Source organism: Arthrobacter sp. 179 (genome assembly GCF_052379645.1).
GTDB lineage: Bacteria > Actinomycetota > Actinomycetes > Actinomycetales > Micrococcaceae > Arthrobacter_H.
In genome coordinates, this window is sequence record NZ_JBQSYU010000024.1 from 39,507 (window position 1) to 54,298 (window position 14,792).

At 67.3% G+C, this 14,792-nt stretch carries 14 protein-coding genes; 5 read left to right on the forward strand and 9 right to left on the reverse strand.

Annotated elements, in window-relative coordinates:
• Positions 1-20: 20 nt before the first annotated feature.
• The 5 genes from ACT3UE_RS13250 to ACT3UE_RS13270 all read left to right on the forward strand — a co-directional run bounded on the left by ACT3UE_RS13250 (position 21) and on the right by ACT3UE_RS13270 (position 5,840).
• Positions 21-1,313: an HRDC domain-containing protein gene (locus ACT3UE_RS13250; RefSeq protein WP_444554011.1), complete on the forward strand. Its 1,293-nt coding sequence runs from the start codon at positions 21-23 to the stop codon at positions 1,311-1,313.
• A 136-nt stretch (positions 1,314-1,449) separates the two neighbouring features.
• Entirely contained in the window at positions 1,450-2,691 is a 1,242-nt protein-coding gene (locus tag ACT3UE_RS13255) for a thiolase family protein (RefSeq protein ID WP_444554012.1), read from the forward strand.
• A gap of 3 nt (positions 2,692-2,694) precedes the next feature.
• Complete coding sequence (locus tag ACT3UE_RS13260) at positions 2,695-4,824, forward strand: 3-hydroxyacyl-CoA dehydrogenase NAD-binding domain-containing protein (protein ID WP_444566854.1); 2,130 nt, start codon at positions 2,695-2,697, stop codon at positions 4,822-4,824.
• A gap of 89 nt (positions 4,825-4,913) precedes the next feature.
• Positions 4,914-5,360, forward strand: a complete 447-nt coding sequence (locus ACT3UE_RS13265; protein ID WP_444554014.1) for a Rieske (2Fe-2S) protein — start codon at positions 4,914-4,916, stop codon at positions 5,358-5,360.
• A gap of 51 nt (positions 5,361-5,411) precedes the next feature.
• Complete coding sequence (locus ACT3UE_RS13270; RefSeq protein ID WP_444554015.1) at positions 5,412-5,840, forward strand: Rieske (2Fe-2S) protein; 429 nt, start codon at positions 5,412-5,414, stop codon at positions 5,838-5,840.
• A 19-nt stretch (positions 5,841-5,859) separates the two neighbouring features.
• On the opposite strand, the gene ACT3UE_RS13275 is transcribed toward ACT3UE_RS13270, so the two are convergent.
• The 9 genes from ACT3UE_RS13275 to ACT3UE_RS13315 all read right to left on the reverse strand — a co-directional run bounded on the left by ACT3UE_RS13275 (position 5,860) and on the right by ACT3UE_RS13315 (position 14,572).
• A complete protein-coding gene (locus ACT3UE_RS13275) occupies positions 5,860-6,597 on the reverse strand; it encodes a hypothetical protein (RefSeq protein WP_444566855.1) in 738 nt (245 codons plus the stop codon).
• Positions 6,598-6,608: 11 nt separating this feature from the next.
• Positions 6,609-7,583 (reverse strand): aldo/keto reductase, encoded by a 975-nt coding sequence (locus tag ACT3UE_RS13280; RefSeq protein WP_444566864.1) that lies wholly within the window; start codon positions 7,581-7,583, stop codon positions 6,609-6,611.
• Positions 7,584-7,678: 95 nt separating this feature from the next.
• Positions 7,679-8,251 (reverse strand): hypothetical protein, encoded by a 573-nt coding sequence (locus ACT3UE_RS13285; protein ID WP_444566856.1) that lies wholly within the window; start codon positions 8,249-8,251, stop codon positions 7,679-7,681.
• A gap of 76 nt (positions 8,252-8,327) precedes the next feature.
• On the reverse strand, positions 8,328-8,915 hold the full coding sequence (locus ACT3UE_RS13290) for a DUF402 domain-containing protein (RefSeq protein ID WP_444566857.1): 588 nt from the start codon (positions 8,913-8,915) through the stop codon (positions 8,328-8,330).
• A complete protein-coding gene (dxs, locus tag ACT3UE_RS13295) occupies positions 8,912-10,879 on the reverse strand; it encodes a 1-deoxy-D-xylulose-5-phosphate synthase (RefSeq protein ID WP_444566858.1) in 1,968 nt (655 codons plus the stop codon). The genes ACT3UE_RS13290 and dxs overlap by 4 nt, the downstream gene beginning before the upstream one ends.
• Before the next feature lie 197 nt (positions 10,880-11,076).
• On the reverse strand, positions 11,077-11,613 hold the full coding sequence (locus ACT3UE_RS13300) for a GNAT family N-acetyltransferase (protein WP_444566859.1): 537 nt from the start codon (positions 11,611-11,613) through the stop codon (positions 11,077-11,079).
• A gap of 44 nt (positions 11,614-11,657) precedes the next feature.
• The gene (locus ACT3UE_RS13305; protein ID WP_444566860.1) at positions 11,658-12,218 is read right to left on the reverse strand and encodes a shikimate kinase; all 561 of its coding nucleotides are present in this window, start codon (positions 12,216-12,218) and stop codon (positions 11,658-11,660) included.
• A 170-nt stretch (positions 12,219-12,388) separates the two neighbouring features.
• Positions 12,389-13,304 (reverse strand): IS5 family transposase gene (locus tag ACT3UE_RS13310; RefSeq protein ID WP_444566861.1). Its coding sequence is split into 2 segments (ribosomal slippage): positions 12,389-12,944 and positions 12,943-13,304, totalling 918 coding nucleotides; the frame shifts between segments, so codons are not numbered across the junction.
• Between the two features lie 575 nt (positions 13,305-13,879).
• Positions 13,880-14,572: a hypothetical protein gene (locus ACT3UE_RS13315; RefSeq protein ID WP_444566862.1), complete on the reverse strand. Its 693-nt coding sequence runs from the start codon at positions 14,570-14,572 to the stop codon at positions 13,880-13,882.
• Between the last annotated feature and the right edge of the window lie 220 nt (positions 14,573-14,792).

Genomic DNA, 14,792 nt, shown 5'->3' on the forward strand with positions numbered 1-14,792 from the left:
CCACTAGAATTGGTTCCATCATGACCACTTCGCACACCGACAGCACCCCCGCCCCCACCGATCTCGAGGATCCGACGCCCCCGGCGCCCGAACCCACCCCGCTGACGGAACCCCGCGATGGAGTTCCCCCCGTGGTCAACACCGACGCCGGTCTGCTCCGTGCCGCCCGCGCCCTGGCGGCCGGTAGCGGGCCGGTGGCCGTGGACGCCGAGCGGGCCTCGGGGTTCCGCTACGGCCAACGCGCCTTCCTGGTCCAGCTCCGCCGCCGCGGCGCGGGGACCTGGCTGATCGACCCGGTTCCCTTCAACGACCTGCTCCCCGTGAACGAGGCCCTGCAGGGGGTGGAATGGATCCTGCATGCGGCCACCCAGGACCTTCCCTGCCTGGGGGAACTCGGGATGCACCCGGACGCGCTCTTCGATACCGAGTTGGCCGGGCGCCTCGCCGGCCTGCCGCGCGTCGGCCTCGGCCCGGTCGTGGAGTCCCTGCTGGGCCTGCGGCTGGCCAAGGAACACTCCGCCGCCGACTGGTCCACCCGCCCGCTTCCCGATTCCTGGCTCAGATACGCCGCCCTGGATGTCGAGGTCCTCGACGAGCTGCGGATCGCCCTGGCCGAGCTGCTGGAGGAATCCGGCAAGCTGGGGTTCGCGGCCGAGGAATTCGAGGCCATCCGCACCGCCCCGGCCCCGGCCCCGCGCGTTGATCCGTGGCGCCGGACCTCGGGCCTGCACCAATTGCGCGACCGTCGCCAGCTCGCTGCCGTCCGGGCCCTGTGGCTCGAACGGGAGTCGTTGGCGGAGAACCGCGACGTCGCCCCCGGCCGCCTCATTCCCGATGCCGCACTGATCGCGGCGGCCAAGGCCATGCCCACCACCGTCCCGCAGATGCTCAAGACCCCCGGTTTCCATGGTCGGGCGGCCAGCAAGGAAGCCCCGCGCTGGTTGCGCTGCCTGCAGTCGGCCCGGCATGCCGACGAGCTGCCACCCATGCACATCCCCACCTCGGCCCCACCGCCGGCCCGCACCTGGCCGGATAAGGACGAGGCCGCGGCCCGCCGCCTGGGCACCGCCAAACCCCGGGTCGCCCGGCGGGCCGAGCAGTTGGAGATGCCCACAGAGAACCTGCTGACCCCCGACACCCTGCGTCGGCTGGCCTGGCGACCACCGGAGGAGGTCACCCCGGAAGCCATCGCCGCCGCCCTGGCCGAACTGGGAGCCCGTGACTGGCAGATCCACGAAACCGCTCCGATCATCACCGTCGCCTTCCTGGATCCCGATCCCCTGCCGAAGAAGCACGCTTCCAAGGCCGAATGACCGGCCCCGCCCACCTGCTGCGGGGGTCTTGCGGCCCACCGGTGACACGGCGGGTCCCGCACGCCTTGCGCCTCTAGTTACTCACCGGTAACATATGGACTGGATCACATTCATTCCACGCAAGGAGTCACCCCCAGTGAGCCCAACATCCGCACGCGCGCTGCCGCGCAACCGGCAGGTCCGCGACGTCGTGTTCGTCGACGGCGTCCGCACCCCCTTCGGCAAGGCCGGAGACAAGGGCATCTACCACGGCACCCGCGCCGATGACCTGGTGGTCAAGTGCATCCGCGATCTGCTGCGCCGCAACCCCGAGGTCCCGGCGGAGCGCATCGACGAGGTCGCCATCGCCGCGACCACCCAGACCGGTGACCAGGGCCTGACCATCGGCCGTACGGCGGCCTTGCTGGCCGGACTGCCCCAGTCCGTTCCAGGCTTCGCCATCGACCGGATGTGTGCCGGAGCGATGACCGCGGTGACCACCACCGCCTCCTCCATCGCCTTCGGCGCCTACGACGTCGTCGTGGCCGGCGGTGTCGAGCACATGGGCAACCACCCCATGGGCGCCGATGCCGATCCGAACCCGCGCTTTGTCTCCGAACGCCTCGTGGACCCGGCGGCCCTGAACATGGGCAACACCGCCGAGAACCTGCACGACCGTTTCCCGGCCATCACCAAGGAACGGGCCGACCGTTACGCCCTGGCCAGCCAGAAGAAGCTGGCCGCCGCCTATGAGGCCGGCGACATCCAGCCCGACCTGGTTCCCGTCGCGGCGCGCCGCCCGGGTGAGGGATGGGCCCTCAACACCACCGACGAACCGCCCCGGCCCGGGACCACGCTCGAGGACCTGGAGTCCCTGCGCACCCCCTTCCGCGCCCACGGCCATGTCACCGCCGGCAATGCCGCCGGACTGAACGACGGCGCCACCGCGGCCCTACTGACCTCCTCCGAGACGGCCGAGGAGCTCGGGCTGGCCCCGAAGATGCGCCTGGTCGGCTACGCCTTCGCCGGCGTCGAACCACAGGTCATGGGCATCGGCCCGGTCCCCGCCACTCAGAAGGCCCTGGCCCAGGCCGGCCTGACCATCGAGGACATCGGGCTCTTCGAGATCAACGAGGCCTTCGCCGTGCAGGTCCTGTCGTTCCTGGACCACTACGAGATCGCCGACGACGACCCGCGGGTGAACCGCTATGGTGGGGCCATCGCCGTCGGGCACCCGTTGGCCTCCTCGGGCGTGCGGCTGATGAACCAGCTCGCCCGGCAGTTCGAAGCCGACCCCTCCGTGCGCTACGGCCTGACCACCATGTGCGTCGGCCTGGGCATGGGCGGCACCGTCATCTGGGAAAACCCCCACCACGCCGACTACGGGAAGGACGCCTGAGACATGGCCACCAAGGATTTTGACCGCTTCGAGGCACTCGCCGAGCAGGTCCCCGACGAAATCATCACCCACACCCTGGTTTCCGACGTCACGCTGGCCTCCGGGGCGACGCTGGCGTTGCTGACCCTGGACAACGGGCTGGACCACAGCAAGCCGACCACCCTGGGCCCGGGAACCCTCATCGAATTCGGGCGGGAACTCAACCGCCAGCACGAGAGGGCGGCTGCCGGGCAGATCCAGGCCCTGGCCGTCACCGGAAAACCCCACTTCCTCGTCGCCGGGGCGGACCTGACGACGGTGAAGACGCTGAAGAAATCCGCCAGCGGGGCACTGATGGCCGATCTCGGTCATGCCGCCTACGATCTGCTGGCCGATCTCGGGGTCCCCACCTTCGCGTTCATCAACGGCGTTGCCCTCGGCGGAGGGCTGGAGGTCGCGCTGGCCGCGAACTACCGCACCGTCTCCTCCGGGGCCAACGGCCTCGGTCTCCCGGAGGCGTTCATCGGCCTGGTCCCCGGATGGGGCGGCGTCTACCGCCTGCCGCGCCTGATCGGCCCCGAAGCCGCCACGACGGTGATGATCGAGAACCCGTTGAACAACAACCGCTCGTTGGCCGGCCCGGCCGCCTACAAGCTGGGCATCGCCGATGCCCTGTTCGAACCCGCCGACTTCCTCGAGCAGTCCCTGGCTTGGGCGGATACCGTCCTGTCGGGGGCCGAGGTGGCCCGGCCGAACGCCGTGGATCCGGCCGCCGATCCGGCTGTGGCCGAACGGTGGGATGCCGCCGTCGCCAAGGGCCGGGCCTTCGTCGAGGCGAAGACCGCCGGCGCCGCTCCGGCCCCGGGCAAGGTCCTGGATGTGTTCGAGGCCGGCAAGACGATCAGCCAGGGGGAATCGGCGCGGCTCGAATGCGCCGCCCTGGTCGAACTGATGCAGACCCCGCAATTCCACGACACCGTCTACTCCTTCCTGGATCTGGTGCAGAAGCGGGCCAAGCGCCCGGCCGGGGCCCCGGACCGCAAGCTCGCCCGCCCGGTCACCAAGATCGGTGTCGTCGGGGCCGGGCTGATGGCCGGACAGTTCGCCCTGCTCTTCGCCAGGTTGTTGAAGGTCCCGGTGGTCATCACCGATATCGATCAGGGCCGGGTGGACAAGGGCCTGTCCTACATCCATGGCGAGGTCGATAAGTTGCTGGCCAAGAAGCGGATATCCGCGGACGCGGCCAACCGCACGAAGGCGCTGGTCACCGGTTCGGTCTCCAAGGAGTCCTTCGCCGACGCCGATCTGGTCATCGAGGCCGTCTTCGAGGAACTCCAGGTCAAGAAGCAGGTCTTCGCCGAGGTGGAGGCCGTGGTCTCCCCCGAATGCATCCTGGCCACCAACACCTCCTCCTTGTCGGTCACCGAGATGGCCGCCGATCTGTTGCACCCCGAGCGGGTGGTCGGTTTCCACTTCTTCAACCCGGTGGCCGCCATGCCGCTCATCGAGATCGTGCGGGCCCCCAAGACGGACGACGCCGTCCTGGCCACCGCCTTCGCCGTGGCCAAGGACCTGCGCAAGACGGCGGTCCTGGTCAAGGATGCGGCGGCCTTCGTGGTCAACCGTGTCCTGCTGCGCCTGATGGGCGAGGTGTCCAACGCCTTCGACGACGGCACCCCCGCCGAGATCGCCGACAACGCGTTGCGCCCGATGGGTCTGCCGATGAGCCCGTTCACGCTCCTGGCCATGGTCGGGGTCCCGGTCGCCCAGCACGTCACGGAATCCCTCCATGAGGCCTTCGGCGACCGTTTCCGAGTCTCGGCGAACCAGCAGGCACTGATCGACCACGGCGTGAAGTCCCTCTGGGTCCAGCACGACGACGGCACCCGGTCCATCCCGGACTCCACCCTCGAGCTGCTCAGCTTCGGTTCGACGCCGAGCACGTCCGAGGAGTTGCTGGTCCGCACCCAGGAGGCCCTGGCCGAGGAGATCGGCCTGATGCTCGACGAGGGGGTCGTCGCCGGTCCCGAGGACATCGACCTGTGCATGATCCTCGGCGCCGGATGGCCGATGCACCTGGGCGGCATCACGCCGTACCTGGACCGCGTCGGTGCCTCCGAACGCATCCGGGGGGCCCGCTTCCACGCGGAGTGACCCACCGGATCCTGTGAGTTGTCCGACATGACGGCGATGCCCCGCTGACGGGGCATCGCCGTCATGCGTGGTCATGAAAGGATCAGGGCATGAACACCTCAGCACAACCGTGCCGCCGTCTGGTTCTGGGTTCCACGCTCGCCCTCGGCGCGGGCACGACGCTCGCCGCCTGCGGCGATGGTTCCTCCGCGGCGCCGCAGAACACTTCCCAGCCCGTGCCGGAACCGGCCGGGAACCCCTTGACCGTCGCCCCCGTGGCCGATCTCCCCGTGGGGTCCATGGTCAACGTCGACGCCGAGGCCACCGGCGAGACGTACCTGCTCTACCGCAAGGACGAGGAAACGGTCCTGGCCTATACGGCCGTCTGCACGCATGCGGGCTGCCGGGTGGGCCCGGGCGAGGAGGACTTCATCTGCCCCTGCCACGAATCGCATTTCGACCCCGCCGACGGCACGGCCACCGGTGGCCCCGCCCGTGAGGCCCTGACCCGCTTCGCGGCGGAAATCGCCGATGGGCAGATCCTGCTCTACCCCTGAGCCCCCCGTGGTGTTCCACGCTGGTTCCCCCCGGGATGCCACAATGGCAGCATGGAACACTTCACAGCACACACCACGGGACGACGGGCCGTTCTGGGCGGATCATTGGTCCTGGGGGCCGGGGCGGCGTTGGCGGCCTGCGGTAGCGGATCCTCGGTCGATGAGATCCCCGAACCCAGCGGCGAGGCCACGAAGGCAACCACCACCGACGAATTGGCGGTGGGCCAGAGCGCCTCGGTGGCCGTTGACGGTGACACCTACCTGCTCTGGCGCCAGGACGAGGACACCGTCCTGGCGTATACGGCGGTCTGCACCCATCAGGGCTGCACGGTGGGTGTGACCAAGAAGGATTTCAAATGTCCGTGCCACGGTTCCGAGTTCTCCCATGAAGACGGCTCGGCCGTGGTCGGGCCGGCATCGAAGCCCCTGGCGCGTTTTGCCGCGGAGATCAAGGGCAAGGACGTCCTGATCTACCTCTAGGCGGTCCCGCGTCCCGGGATCAGTGGCGGGCTCCGTGGAGCAGGAAGCGGGCCGTTGAATCCTGCAGCCCGGCAATGGTTTCCCAGGCCGCGGAGCCGGCGTCGTCTCCGACGCGCACGGAATACGCCCCGGCCCATTCGCTGGCCAGGATCTCCCCGTCGACGACCCAATGGCTGGCCCCGCGCTGGTCGTCGTCGAAACGGTCGAAGCGCAGCACCGGTCCCCCGTCGAGGGACGGGGCCACGTAGGCAGGGGGGTGGGGATCCTCGACCGCCACCAGGCGGGTCTGCTGGACCTGTCCGTCGTCGTCGTGGATGCTGCTCCAGGCCGCTTCGGCCCGTCCGCGACCCACCAGGTTGCGCACCACGAGGAATTCTCCGTAGCCCGGCACCGTTCCCGCCGGGGCCTGCCGGCTCACCCCCGTGGGGAGTTCGCGCCCATCAGGGGTGATCAACGATTCGGCGCTGACGACGGGCAGGCTGCCGGTGTGGGTCCAGTTGGCCGGATTATGCAGCAGGACCGGTTGGTCCATGCCGCTGGAATGGAACCAACTCAGATCCCAGTCGGGTCCAGGCACGAAGCGGATGCGTGACTCGGCCAGGTAGTCCCCCGATTCGTCCTCGATGGCGATGCGGGTCAACAGCACCGAATATTGCCAGATGCGGTGCAGGGCACCAACACGTTGGCCACCCACCCAGAACGTTTCCCAGCGTTCGAAGTCCGGCAGCGTGTTCAGGTCCTCCACGGGTTCGGCCATGAGGTCCCTTCCTAGAAGAGGGCGACTTTCGGTTCACGAGGAAAGATCCGGTCCAGTTCCGCCAGGTCCTCGGCGTCGGGCTTCCACTGGGCGGCGGCGGCATTCTGGTGGATCTGCTCCACCCGGGTGGCTCCGGCGATGACGCTGGACACCGGGTCCTGGGCCGCCAACCAGGAGAAGGCCACCTGCACCGGTGTCAGTTCCCGTGCCGAGGCGAAATCGGACAGTTCGGACAACTGGTCGAAGTCGACCTTGTCCAGCAGGTTCTGCCGCGAGTGGCTCAGCCGGCTGCCGCCGGGCGCCTGCCGTGACGTGTATTTGCCGGTCAGCAAGCCATTGGCCAGCGGGAAGTAGGGCAGCACGCCCAACCCGTAGGCATTCGAGGCCGGGAGAACTTCGAGTTCGGCCCGGCGGTCGAGCAGGTTGTAGTGGTTCTGGCTTGAGATGAACCGGGTGTAGCCTCCACTGCGGGCGGTGAATTCGGCATCGGCGATCTGCCAGCCGGCCCGGTTCGAATGCCCGATGTAGCGGACCTTGCCGGAGGCCACGAGGTCATCGAGGGCGGCCAGCGTCTCATCGATGGGGGTCAGGTCGTCGGGGGTGTGGAACTGGTAGAGGTCGATGTAATCGGTCCCCAGCCGGCCCAGGGACGCCTCCACGGACTGCATGATGTACTTGCGGGACCCTCGGGCCCCGAAGTCCCGGCCGTTGGCTCCCCCGGCGTCCATGCCGAATTTCGTGGCCACCACGACCTCGTCCCGCCGCGTGCCCAGGGCCTTGCCCAGGCGGGTCTCCGCCAGTCCTGGTTCGCGCCCATAGGTGTCGGCGGTGTCGAACAGGGTGATGCCGGAGTCCAGGGCCGCGTGCACGATCGCGTTGGTGCCCTCCTGCGATTCGGTGGCGGTGCCGCTGCGGCCGAGGTTGTTGCACCCCAGGCCCACGACGGAGACACTCAGCCCCGAGCGGCCCAGCCGACGGTATTCCATCTCGGGGTGTGGCTGGGCGGTGGCGGCGCGGGTCGAATTGCTGGAGGAGCTCACGGGATGCGTCCTTTCGGAAGGAGGGGCGGGACGGGAACGGATCAGGCCACGGAGAACGGGGTCTTGGCCGGCATCGGGTACTTCTGTTTGGCTGCCTCCGGGGTGTCGTAGGGCGCCACCCCGATGGAGAGCTTGGTGAAGTCGAGCTTGGCCTGCCGGATGCACGTGGTGATGGCGGTGACCGCCTTGCCGGGCTCGGGGGAAAGTACGCGGATATTGAGTTTCCGGGGGGCGAAGTCGCTGGACTCCACCGTCCCCAGGCCACGCCACGCCAGATGTCCACGCAGCGCTTCCATCGCCTTATCACGCAGATATTCGTCGCGCTGGGTCCCTTCGGTGGTCTTCAACGCGTATTGGACGATCACCCACGACTGGTCGGCCCCGGTCAGTTCGGCGAATCCGTCCCAGGCGCATTGGTCGGCGAAGGCCCCCATGAGCCCCGCCCCGCGTTCGCCATCGACATCGACGGCTTCCTTGGTGGTGGACAGGTTCCCGACGGTGCCGTGGTTGACCACGAACTGGCCGGTCTCCCCGCCCTCGGTCTGCTCGAACCAGGCCTCACGGAATTGCAGGACCCCGTCGTCGTCGCGGCGGTAGGTGCGCTGGATCGGCATGCGATTCTCCTCGGTTCTTGCCGGTGCTCGTACGGTGGTTCGGCGCCCCTGCTTCGGTGGTGGCGCGTCGCCGCATCTAGCCTACTGCCTGGGCCAGCAGGCGTCGTCCGCGGTCGAACCAGACGTCGGCGCTCGCCCCGAACGGTTCCTGCCGGGTTTCCACGGCCTCCAGAAGCTCCCGGGCCGCATCACGCATCCGCTGCGCCAGTTCCTGGGGGTAGCCCATGGATAGGGCATGGTCCTCGAATTCGTCTTCGTCGTCGAGATAGATGCCGCGGCTCGTGGAGCGGACCACGTCCAGGTCCATGTCGATCGAGTTGAATTCCCAGCCGGAAGGCTTCAGCGCCCGCCACCCCAGATTCCTGGAGACATCGATATAGAGACGGAAGTGGCCGGGATGGGAGTCGTCGTAGAAGGTGGCCACCCAATCCGCATCATGGGGAAATAGGCAGATCGCATCGGATTCCGCGGCGAAGGCGGCGCCGGGCCGGGCCACCAGCGATCCGGCCGGCTGGATCACCCAGTGCCCGTATTCGTCCGCCCCGAGATACCGCCCCGGGACCACCCAATGCGGCCAACCGTCGTACTTCCAGGCCCGGGCGATGACCTGATCGCCCACCGCGATGTCCCCGGGGGCCTGGGCCAGCGTCTGCAGCCGGTTCACAGTTGCGGGATCTGACCGGTCGGGGCATCCTGGCCGGGAAGCGGGCGGGCGAAGGGGACCTTCGTGCCCAGGACCTGGGCCAGCGTGTCCTGGGTGATCTGGTTGGCGGTCAGGCCGACGCGTTCCAGGATCTGGTTGCGTGAGCCGTGCTTGAGGAACTCGGTGGGCAGGCCGACCTCGTTCAGTGCAGTATCGACCCCTGCGGCCCGCATTTCCTGGCGGATCCGTGAGCCGACGGCGCCGGCCTTGACCCCGTCCTCGATGCAGACCACGATCCGGTGGCGGGCGGCCAGGCCGATGAGGGACCTGGCGATGGGCAGGACCCAGCGGGGGTCCACCACCGTGGAGGACACTCCTTGGGCCTCGAGCCGTTCGGCGACGTCCAAGCTCAATCCGGCCATGGACCCGACGGCCACGATCAGCACATCGCGGTCCCCTTCGCCATGCCGGGCCAGGACATCGACCCCGTCCTCAAGTCGTTCGATGGCCTCGAGTTCCTGCCCGACAGTGCCCTTGGAGAAACGCAGGACGGTGGGGGCATCGTTGATGGCTACGGCTTCACGTAGTTCCTCACGCAGCCGGGTGGCGTCGCGCGGGGCGGCCAGGGAAAGCCCGGGCACCGACTGCAGTAGCGACATATCCCACATGCCATGGTGGCTCGGCCCATCGGGGCCGGTGACCCCTGCCCGGTCCAACACCACCGTCACCCCCGCGCGGTGCAGGGCCACGTCCATGAGCAGCTGGTCGAACGCACGGTTCAGGAACGTCGCATAGAGCGCCACCACCGGGTGCAGGCCACCGAAGGCCATGCCAGCGGCGCTGGTCAAGGCATGCTGTTCGGCGATACCGACGTCGATGACCCGTTCGGGGTGGCGGGCGGCCATCGTGGACAACCCGACCGGGATGAGCATGGCCCCCGTCACCGCGACGATGTCAGGACGCTCGTCGGCGATATCGGCGATCTCTTCGCCGAAGACCGAGGTCCAGGACTGGGCTCCGGGTCGGGAGACAGGTTCGCCGGTTTCGGGGTCGATGACGCCCACCGAATGCATCTGGTCGTTCGGGTCGGCCAGTGCCGGTGCGAAACCACGGCCCTTCTGGGTGAGCGTATGCACGATGACCGGGCCCTCGTACTGCCGGGCCTGCTGCAGGGCCTCTTCCACGGCCTCCAGGTTATGTCCGTCGATCGGGCCGATGTACTTCATGCCCAGATCCTCGAACAGCCCCTGCGGGGCCCACCAGTCCTTCATGCCCTTCTTGGTGGCATGCAGCGACTTATAGGCAAAACGGCTGACGGCCCCACCTTGTTGGAGGCGGTCCTTCCACCAGTTCAGGGTGTCCTCGTAGACGGGGTGGGTCCTGACCTTATCGAGGGTGCGTTGGCGCAGAGCACCCAACTGGTCGGCCAGACCGCCGACGGTGGGGGCATAGGAACGTCCATTGTCGTTGACCACGATCACGACCCGGCGGTCCTTATCGGCGGCGATGTTGTTCACGGCCTCCCAAGCCATGCCGCCGGTCAGGGCGCCGTCGCCGACGACGGCGACGACGTAGCGGTCCCCTTCGCCGGAGAGTTTCCGGGCCCGGGAGATGCCTTCGGCCCAGGACAGGGAACTTGAGGCATGCGAGGACTCGACGATGTCGTGGACCGACTCGGAGCGTTCGGGATAACCGGCCAACCCGTCCTGCTGGCGCAGCGTGGAGAAATCCTGGCGCCCGGTGAGCAGTTTGTGCACATAGGACTGGTGCCCGGTATCGAAGACGATCGAATCACGCGGGGAATCGAAGACCCGGTGGATCCCCAACGTGAGCTCCACGACCCCCAGATTCGGGCCCAGATGTCCCCCGGTACGGGAGACGTTCGCGATCAGGAAGGCACGGATCTCCTGGGCCAACTGCTGAAGCTGCGTCATCCCCAGTGAGCGCAAATCACGCGGCTCTCGGATGGTCTCGAGCATTCCCATGCCGGGTCGTCCTTTCGAAGCCGGAAACATCATTCCATCGTACTGCGCACGGCGACGGGTTCTCGACCCGCCGGCGCTGGCGCGGCTTCCGGGAGATGCAGGACCGAGGCGACGGCGTCGTGCCCTGCGACCTCCAGCTGCCAATCGGGACGTCTCAGCTGTCCAGGGGTGAACCTGACCAGCTGGACTTCCTGCGGCTATCCGCACCACATCCGCCGCGTCACCCCGTTGTCCTGATATCCCACGGCATGCGAGATCCCCCACGAGGAGTGGTTCCAGCTCGCGGCCTCGGATTCGGCCACCTCGACCCCCAGATAGCCGAAGGCATAGAGCACGACGGCGGTGCGCATCCCGGTACCGATGCCCCGGCCTTGAGCCGTGCGGGTCAACCAGGATCCGGTGGAGACGGTGCGCAGGTCAGCGAAGTCCCGGGCCATCAGATCCTGCATCCCCACCAGGTCACCTTCATGCCAGACGCCGAGGGGCAGCGTCCAGTCCTCCGTCCGGGTCTGGGCCCGGACCCGCCAAATATGCCGGGCCATGTTCGTTGGCAGCTCGGCATCGGGGACGTCGGTCCAGGGATGGGAGAAGGGGCTGCGCCCGGGTTCGTGGATGCCGCTGAGTCCGGCAGCTTGGAAGGCCGGCAGGTCCTGATCGGTGATCGCCCGCAGCTCCAAGCGCGGAGTGGACAGGTGCAGGCCGAAGAGCGGCCACGATGTGCTGAGTGCTTCCATCGTTAAAGCGTAATAGCCCTCGGGGTGGGCATCGGTTACGGATCCTAGCCGTCGAGAGCCTGGGCTATGGCCGCGGAGGCCTCGTCGGGCCCCTGTCCGTGTGTCACCACGACATGGGTCGCCAGCGCTGCATGATCGGGGGCATGGATGAAGGTCTCGTTGAGGTCGACAATCTGCTCGGCCAGTTCCGGCTCGTCGGCAAAATCGGCGCGGATCCGCCGGGCCAGCTCCTCAGCCTCGGCACCGGGCTGCGCCGCGACCTTCAACAGCACGACGGCGGAGGCCGCTTCCAAGGCGCTGCGTACGCGTTCAGCCAGCTGTGGGTCTTCGTGGATGGCCTGCCCTGCTCCGAAGGCGATGACGCAGCCGGCGCCATGTTCCCTCAGGGTCCTTTCCACACTGGCTGCTTCGAAGGGCTTCCAATAGGCGAGCTTGGCCGGCAGTCCACCAGCTGCCTGTCGCCGGTCGGCTTCTGCCTCGTCATACCCCAGCGCCGGATAATGGTCGGCTCGTAAATCATCCAAATCCACGAAGCGCAGACCAAGCCGTCCGGCCAGCAGCTTCCCGATCGTGGTTTTTCCGCAACTGATCGGCCCGAGGAGCACGACGCTCCCGGCTCCCTATCCCACCCCCAGCAGCTGGTCCTCACCTGTGCTCATGGGCCCCACGCTAGCAAAGCCTCGACTCCAGGCACGCAAAAAGGGCGGGCCACCCGGTCTCCCGGATGGCCCGCCCCGTCTGCGGTGGATCTGCGGTTAGCTAGGGCGTGTCTCCCTTATGCGCGTAGCCAGGTGAGGATGGCGCAAATGGTGACGGCGGCGCGGTAAGTGATGGCGAGCTTGTCGTATCTGGTGGCCAGGCCGCGCCATTGCTTGGCCAGGGCGAAGTACCGTTCGACCACGTTGCGTCCGCGGTAGGCCTGTTCGTCCAGACGCGGTGGGCGGCCACCGCGGCTTCCGCGACGGGCTCGGGCGGCGATCTGGTCGCGCTTTTCCGGGATCACCGCGGTGATTCGGCGGCGGCGTAGTTCGGTGCGGATCACCCCGGTGGCGTAGGCCCGGTCCGCGATCACCGCCTCGGGACAGGACCGAGCTCGTCCGCCCCCGGTCCGCGGGACGTGGATCTCCGCCAGCACCTGGGCCAGCACGGCCCCGTCATTGCGCTGGCCACCGGTGACGATCGTGGCCAGCGGCCGGCCGCGGCCATCCACGGCGTGGTGGATCTTGGTGGTCAGTCCGCCGCGGGAGCGGCCGATGCCGTGACCGGGCGGTTCAACCTCGGTCAGCGGCAGTTTCTTGTGATTTGCCCCGGCCCCCTGTGTCCTGGTCCGGGCGAGTGGTGTTCGTGGCGTGCTGGTGGGCACGGGCGATGGTGGCATCGACCGAGACCGACCAGTCGATCATCCCGGCCGCGTCGGCCTCGGCCAGCACCTGGGTCAGGACCCGGTCCCAGGTGCCGTCCGCGGCGTAGCGGCGGTGGCGTTTCCACACCGTCTGCCAGGGCCCGAATTGCTCCCGGGGCAGGTCCCGCCACGGGATCCCGGTCCGATACCGGTAGGCGATGCCCTCCACCACCCTGCGGTGCTCCCCGAAGGGATGCCCACGCCGGCCCTGATTCGAGGGCAGTAACGGCTCGATCCGCTCCCACTGCTCGTCCGTGAATACCTGATACCGCGACCCTGTCGACCTCACCCGACCAGCCTGCCGCGAGCCTCACCACCGATAAGGGAGACACGCCCTAGCGCAGATCTGACGCAGAACGTACTGTGATCCACTCCGTTCGCGCCCGTCACAGCTTTGCCACACGAAGTCGGGCCTGAGACGTACTCGTGCTTCCGTACGAAGCCCTCCGTTACTGGGATCATGCACTCTAAATGGCTCCAGAGCACTACCGCTATCGCAGCACGTTGTGACGCCAAAAATGGACTGCAGACGCGAACCCGAACGTGCTGCCGTTGCGGTTCTTTCTCATACGCGAGGGACCCGCTCAGCGCTCGCCTTCCCGGGGCATTCAAATCCGTAAATTCCCCAGTCACACGTGTGTGGCCCGCCGTGATCGTGCCAGCCGAATATGCTGCCGTCCTCCAATTCGTGTTCGCATCGCAAGTACCTAGAGGAACTCTCGTGTCCAGCGCACGTGTGTGCAGCAAGTCCATCCGGGTCAGGTGCATGTTCAGTAGGCCTCCTTGCCCATCGCCGACACATCGCAGCGTCCCGGAAATCGTCCTGCGCCCTCCAGCCCTCCGGAAACGAACGCGAGCGGCAAGTCAGTTGAACTGGAAATCCCGGTACGACGACCGCACGTTGAAGCGTCGCCCTTCCTTACGTCGCTGCAAGAGCCCGGCGATCGTGTCGGCGTCTTCACCGCGCATTCCGAGAGCACGGCATTTCGCGAGAACCTGCTCGACAGTGACCGGAGCCCAACGATCGGGCCGATGCATCATGTCAGCCTTGAGCTTGTCCTCTTCGTTCCACTTCAGGCCCGAAGAGTATCCGGCTGCCATAGACGCGACGTGCTCAAGAATGCCGTCCACACCGTTTGGCAGCGCTTCAAGAGCCGGCTTGGGATCCGTAGAAGGCACGATCGTCCGGCCACGGTACAGCTGAACCGGGTTCATGTCATCTAGCCACTCGGCGGTCTCGTCGATGCCCCATTCGATGACCGCGATCGCGTCGGCCTCCACATGCCACACCTCGTTGAGGCGCTTACGATCGGGCCAGGCATAGAGCACGCGCTGGCCGTCGAAGTTGCCGCCAGAGAATCCTCGCCAGGCATGGTGACGCACTTGCGGAGACGAGATCAGTCGCCTGATACTCGCGCTCTCCACTACTCGTCGCGGTGTCACGACGACCACTGATCCGCCCGGCTGCTCAAGAAGCCACTTCACAGCGCGAGCATTCTGCGCTTCGAGCGAGTCGTCCTCGCCAAGTCTTGACACAGCCACACGCACATCGGACATCCCAAAATTCCCTTCGATTGTTTCGACTCTCCCACACTAGCGACGAGGCCGGACATTGCACGGGCGCACTGAAACGGGCTGCGCAGAGCAGCGAAACCTCGGTTTGCCCGGTGCTGGCCAGTAGAATGAAAGGTCAGCTATTGCGTCATTAACTAGTCCTATTTCTTCTGTACACCCTTCCTGTGGACCTAAATGTCGTGGGACAGATTCGTTAGGAGGT

Coding starts and splice junctions, on each gene's coding strand:
- ACT3UE_RS13250 (WP_444554011.1), top strand. CDS start 21: ATGACCACTTCGCACACCGACAGCACCCCCGCCCCCACCGATCTCGAG.
- ACT3UE_RS13260 (WP_444566854.1), top strand. CDS start 2,695: ATGGCCACCAAGGATTTTGACCGCTTCGAGGCACTCGCCGAGCAGGTC.
- ACT3UE_RS13265 (WP_444554014.1), top strand. CDS start 4,914: ATGAACACCTCAGCACAACCGTGCCGCCGTCTGGTTCTGGGTTCCACG.
- ACT3UE_RS13270 (WP_444554015.1), top strand. CDS start 5,412: ATGGAACACTTCACAGCACACACCACGGGACGACGGGCCGTTCTGGGC.
- ACT3UE_RS13275 (WP_444566855.1), bottom strand. CDS start 6,597: ATGGCCGAACCCGTGGAGGACCTGAACACGCTGCCGGACTTCGAACGC.
- ACT3UE_RS13280 (WP_444566864.1), bottom strand. CDS start 7,583: ATGGAATACCGTCGGCTGGGCCGCTCGGGGCTGAGTGTCTCCGTCGTG.
- ACT3UE_RS13285 (WP_444566856.1), bottom strand. CDS start 8,251: ATGCCGATCCAGCGCACCTACCGCCGCGACGACGACGGGGTCCTGCAA.
- dxs (WP_444566858.1), bottom strand. CDS start 10,879: ATGGGAATGCTCGAGACCATCCGAGAGCCGCGTGATTTGCGCTCACTG.
- ACT3UE_RS13300 (WP_444566859.1), bottom strand. CDS start 11,613: ATGGAAGCACTCAGCACATCGTGGCCGCTCTTCGGCCTGCACCTGTCC.
- ACT3UE_RS13315 (WP_444566862.1), bottom strand. CDS start 14,572: ATGTCCGATGTGCGTGTGGCTGTGTCAAGACTTGGCGAGGACGACTCG.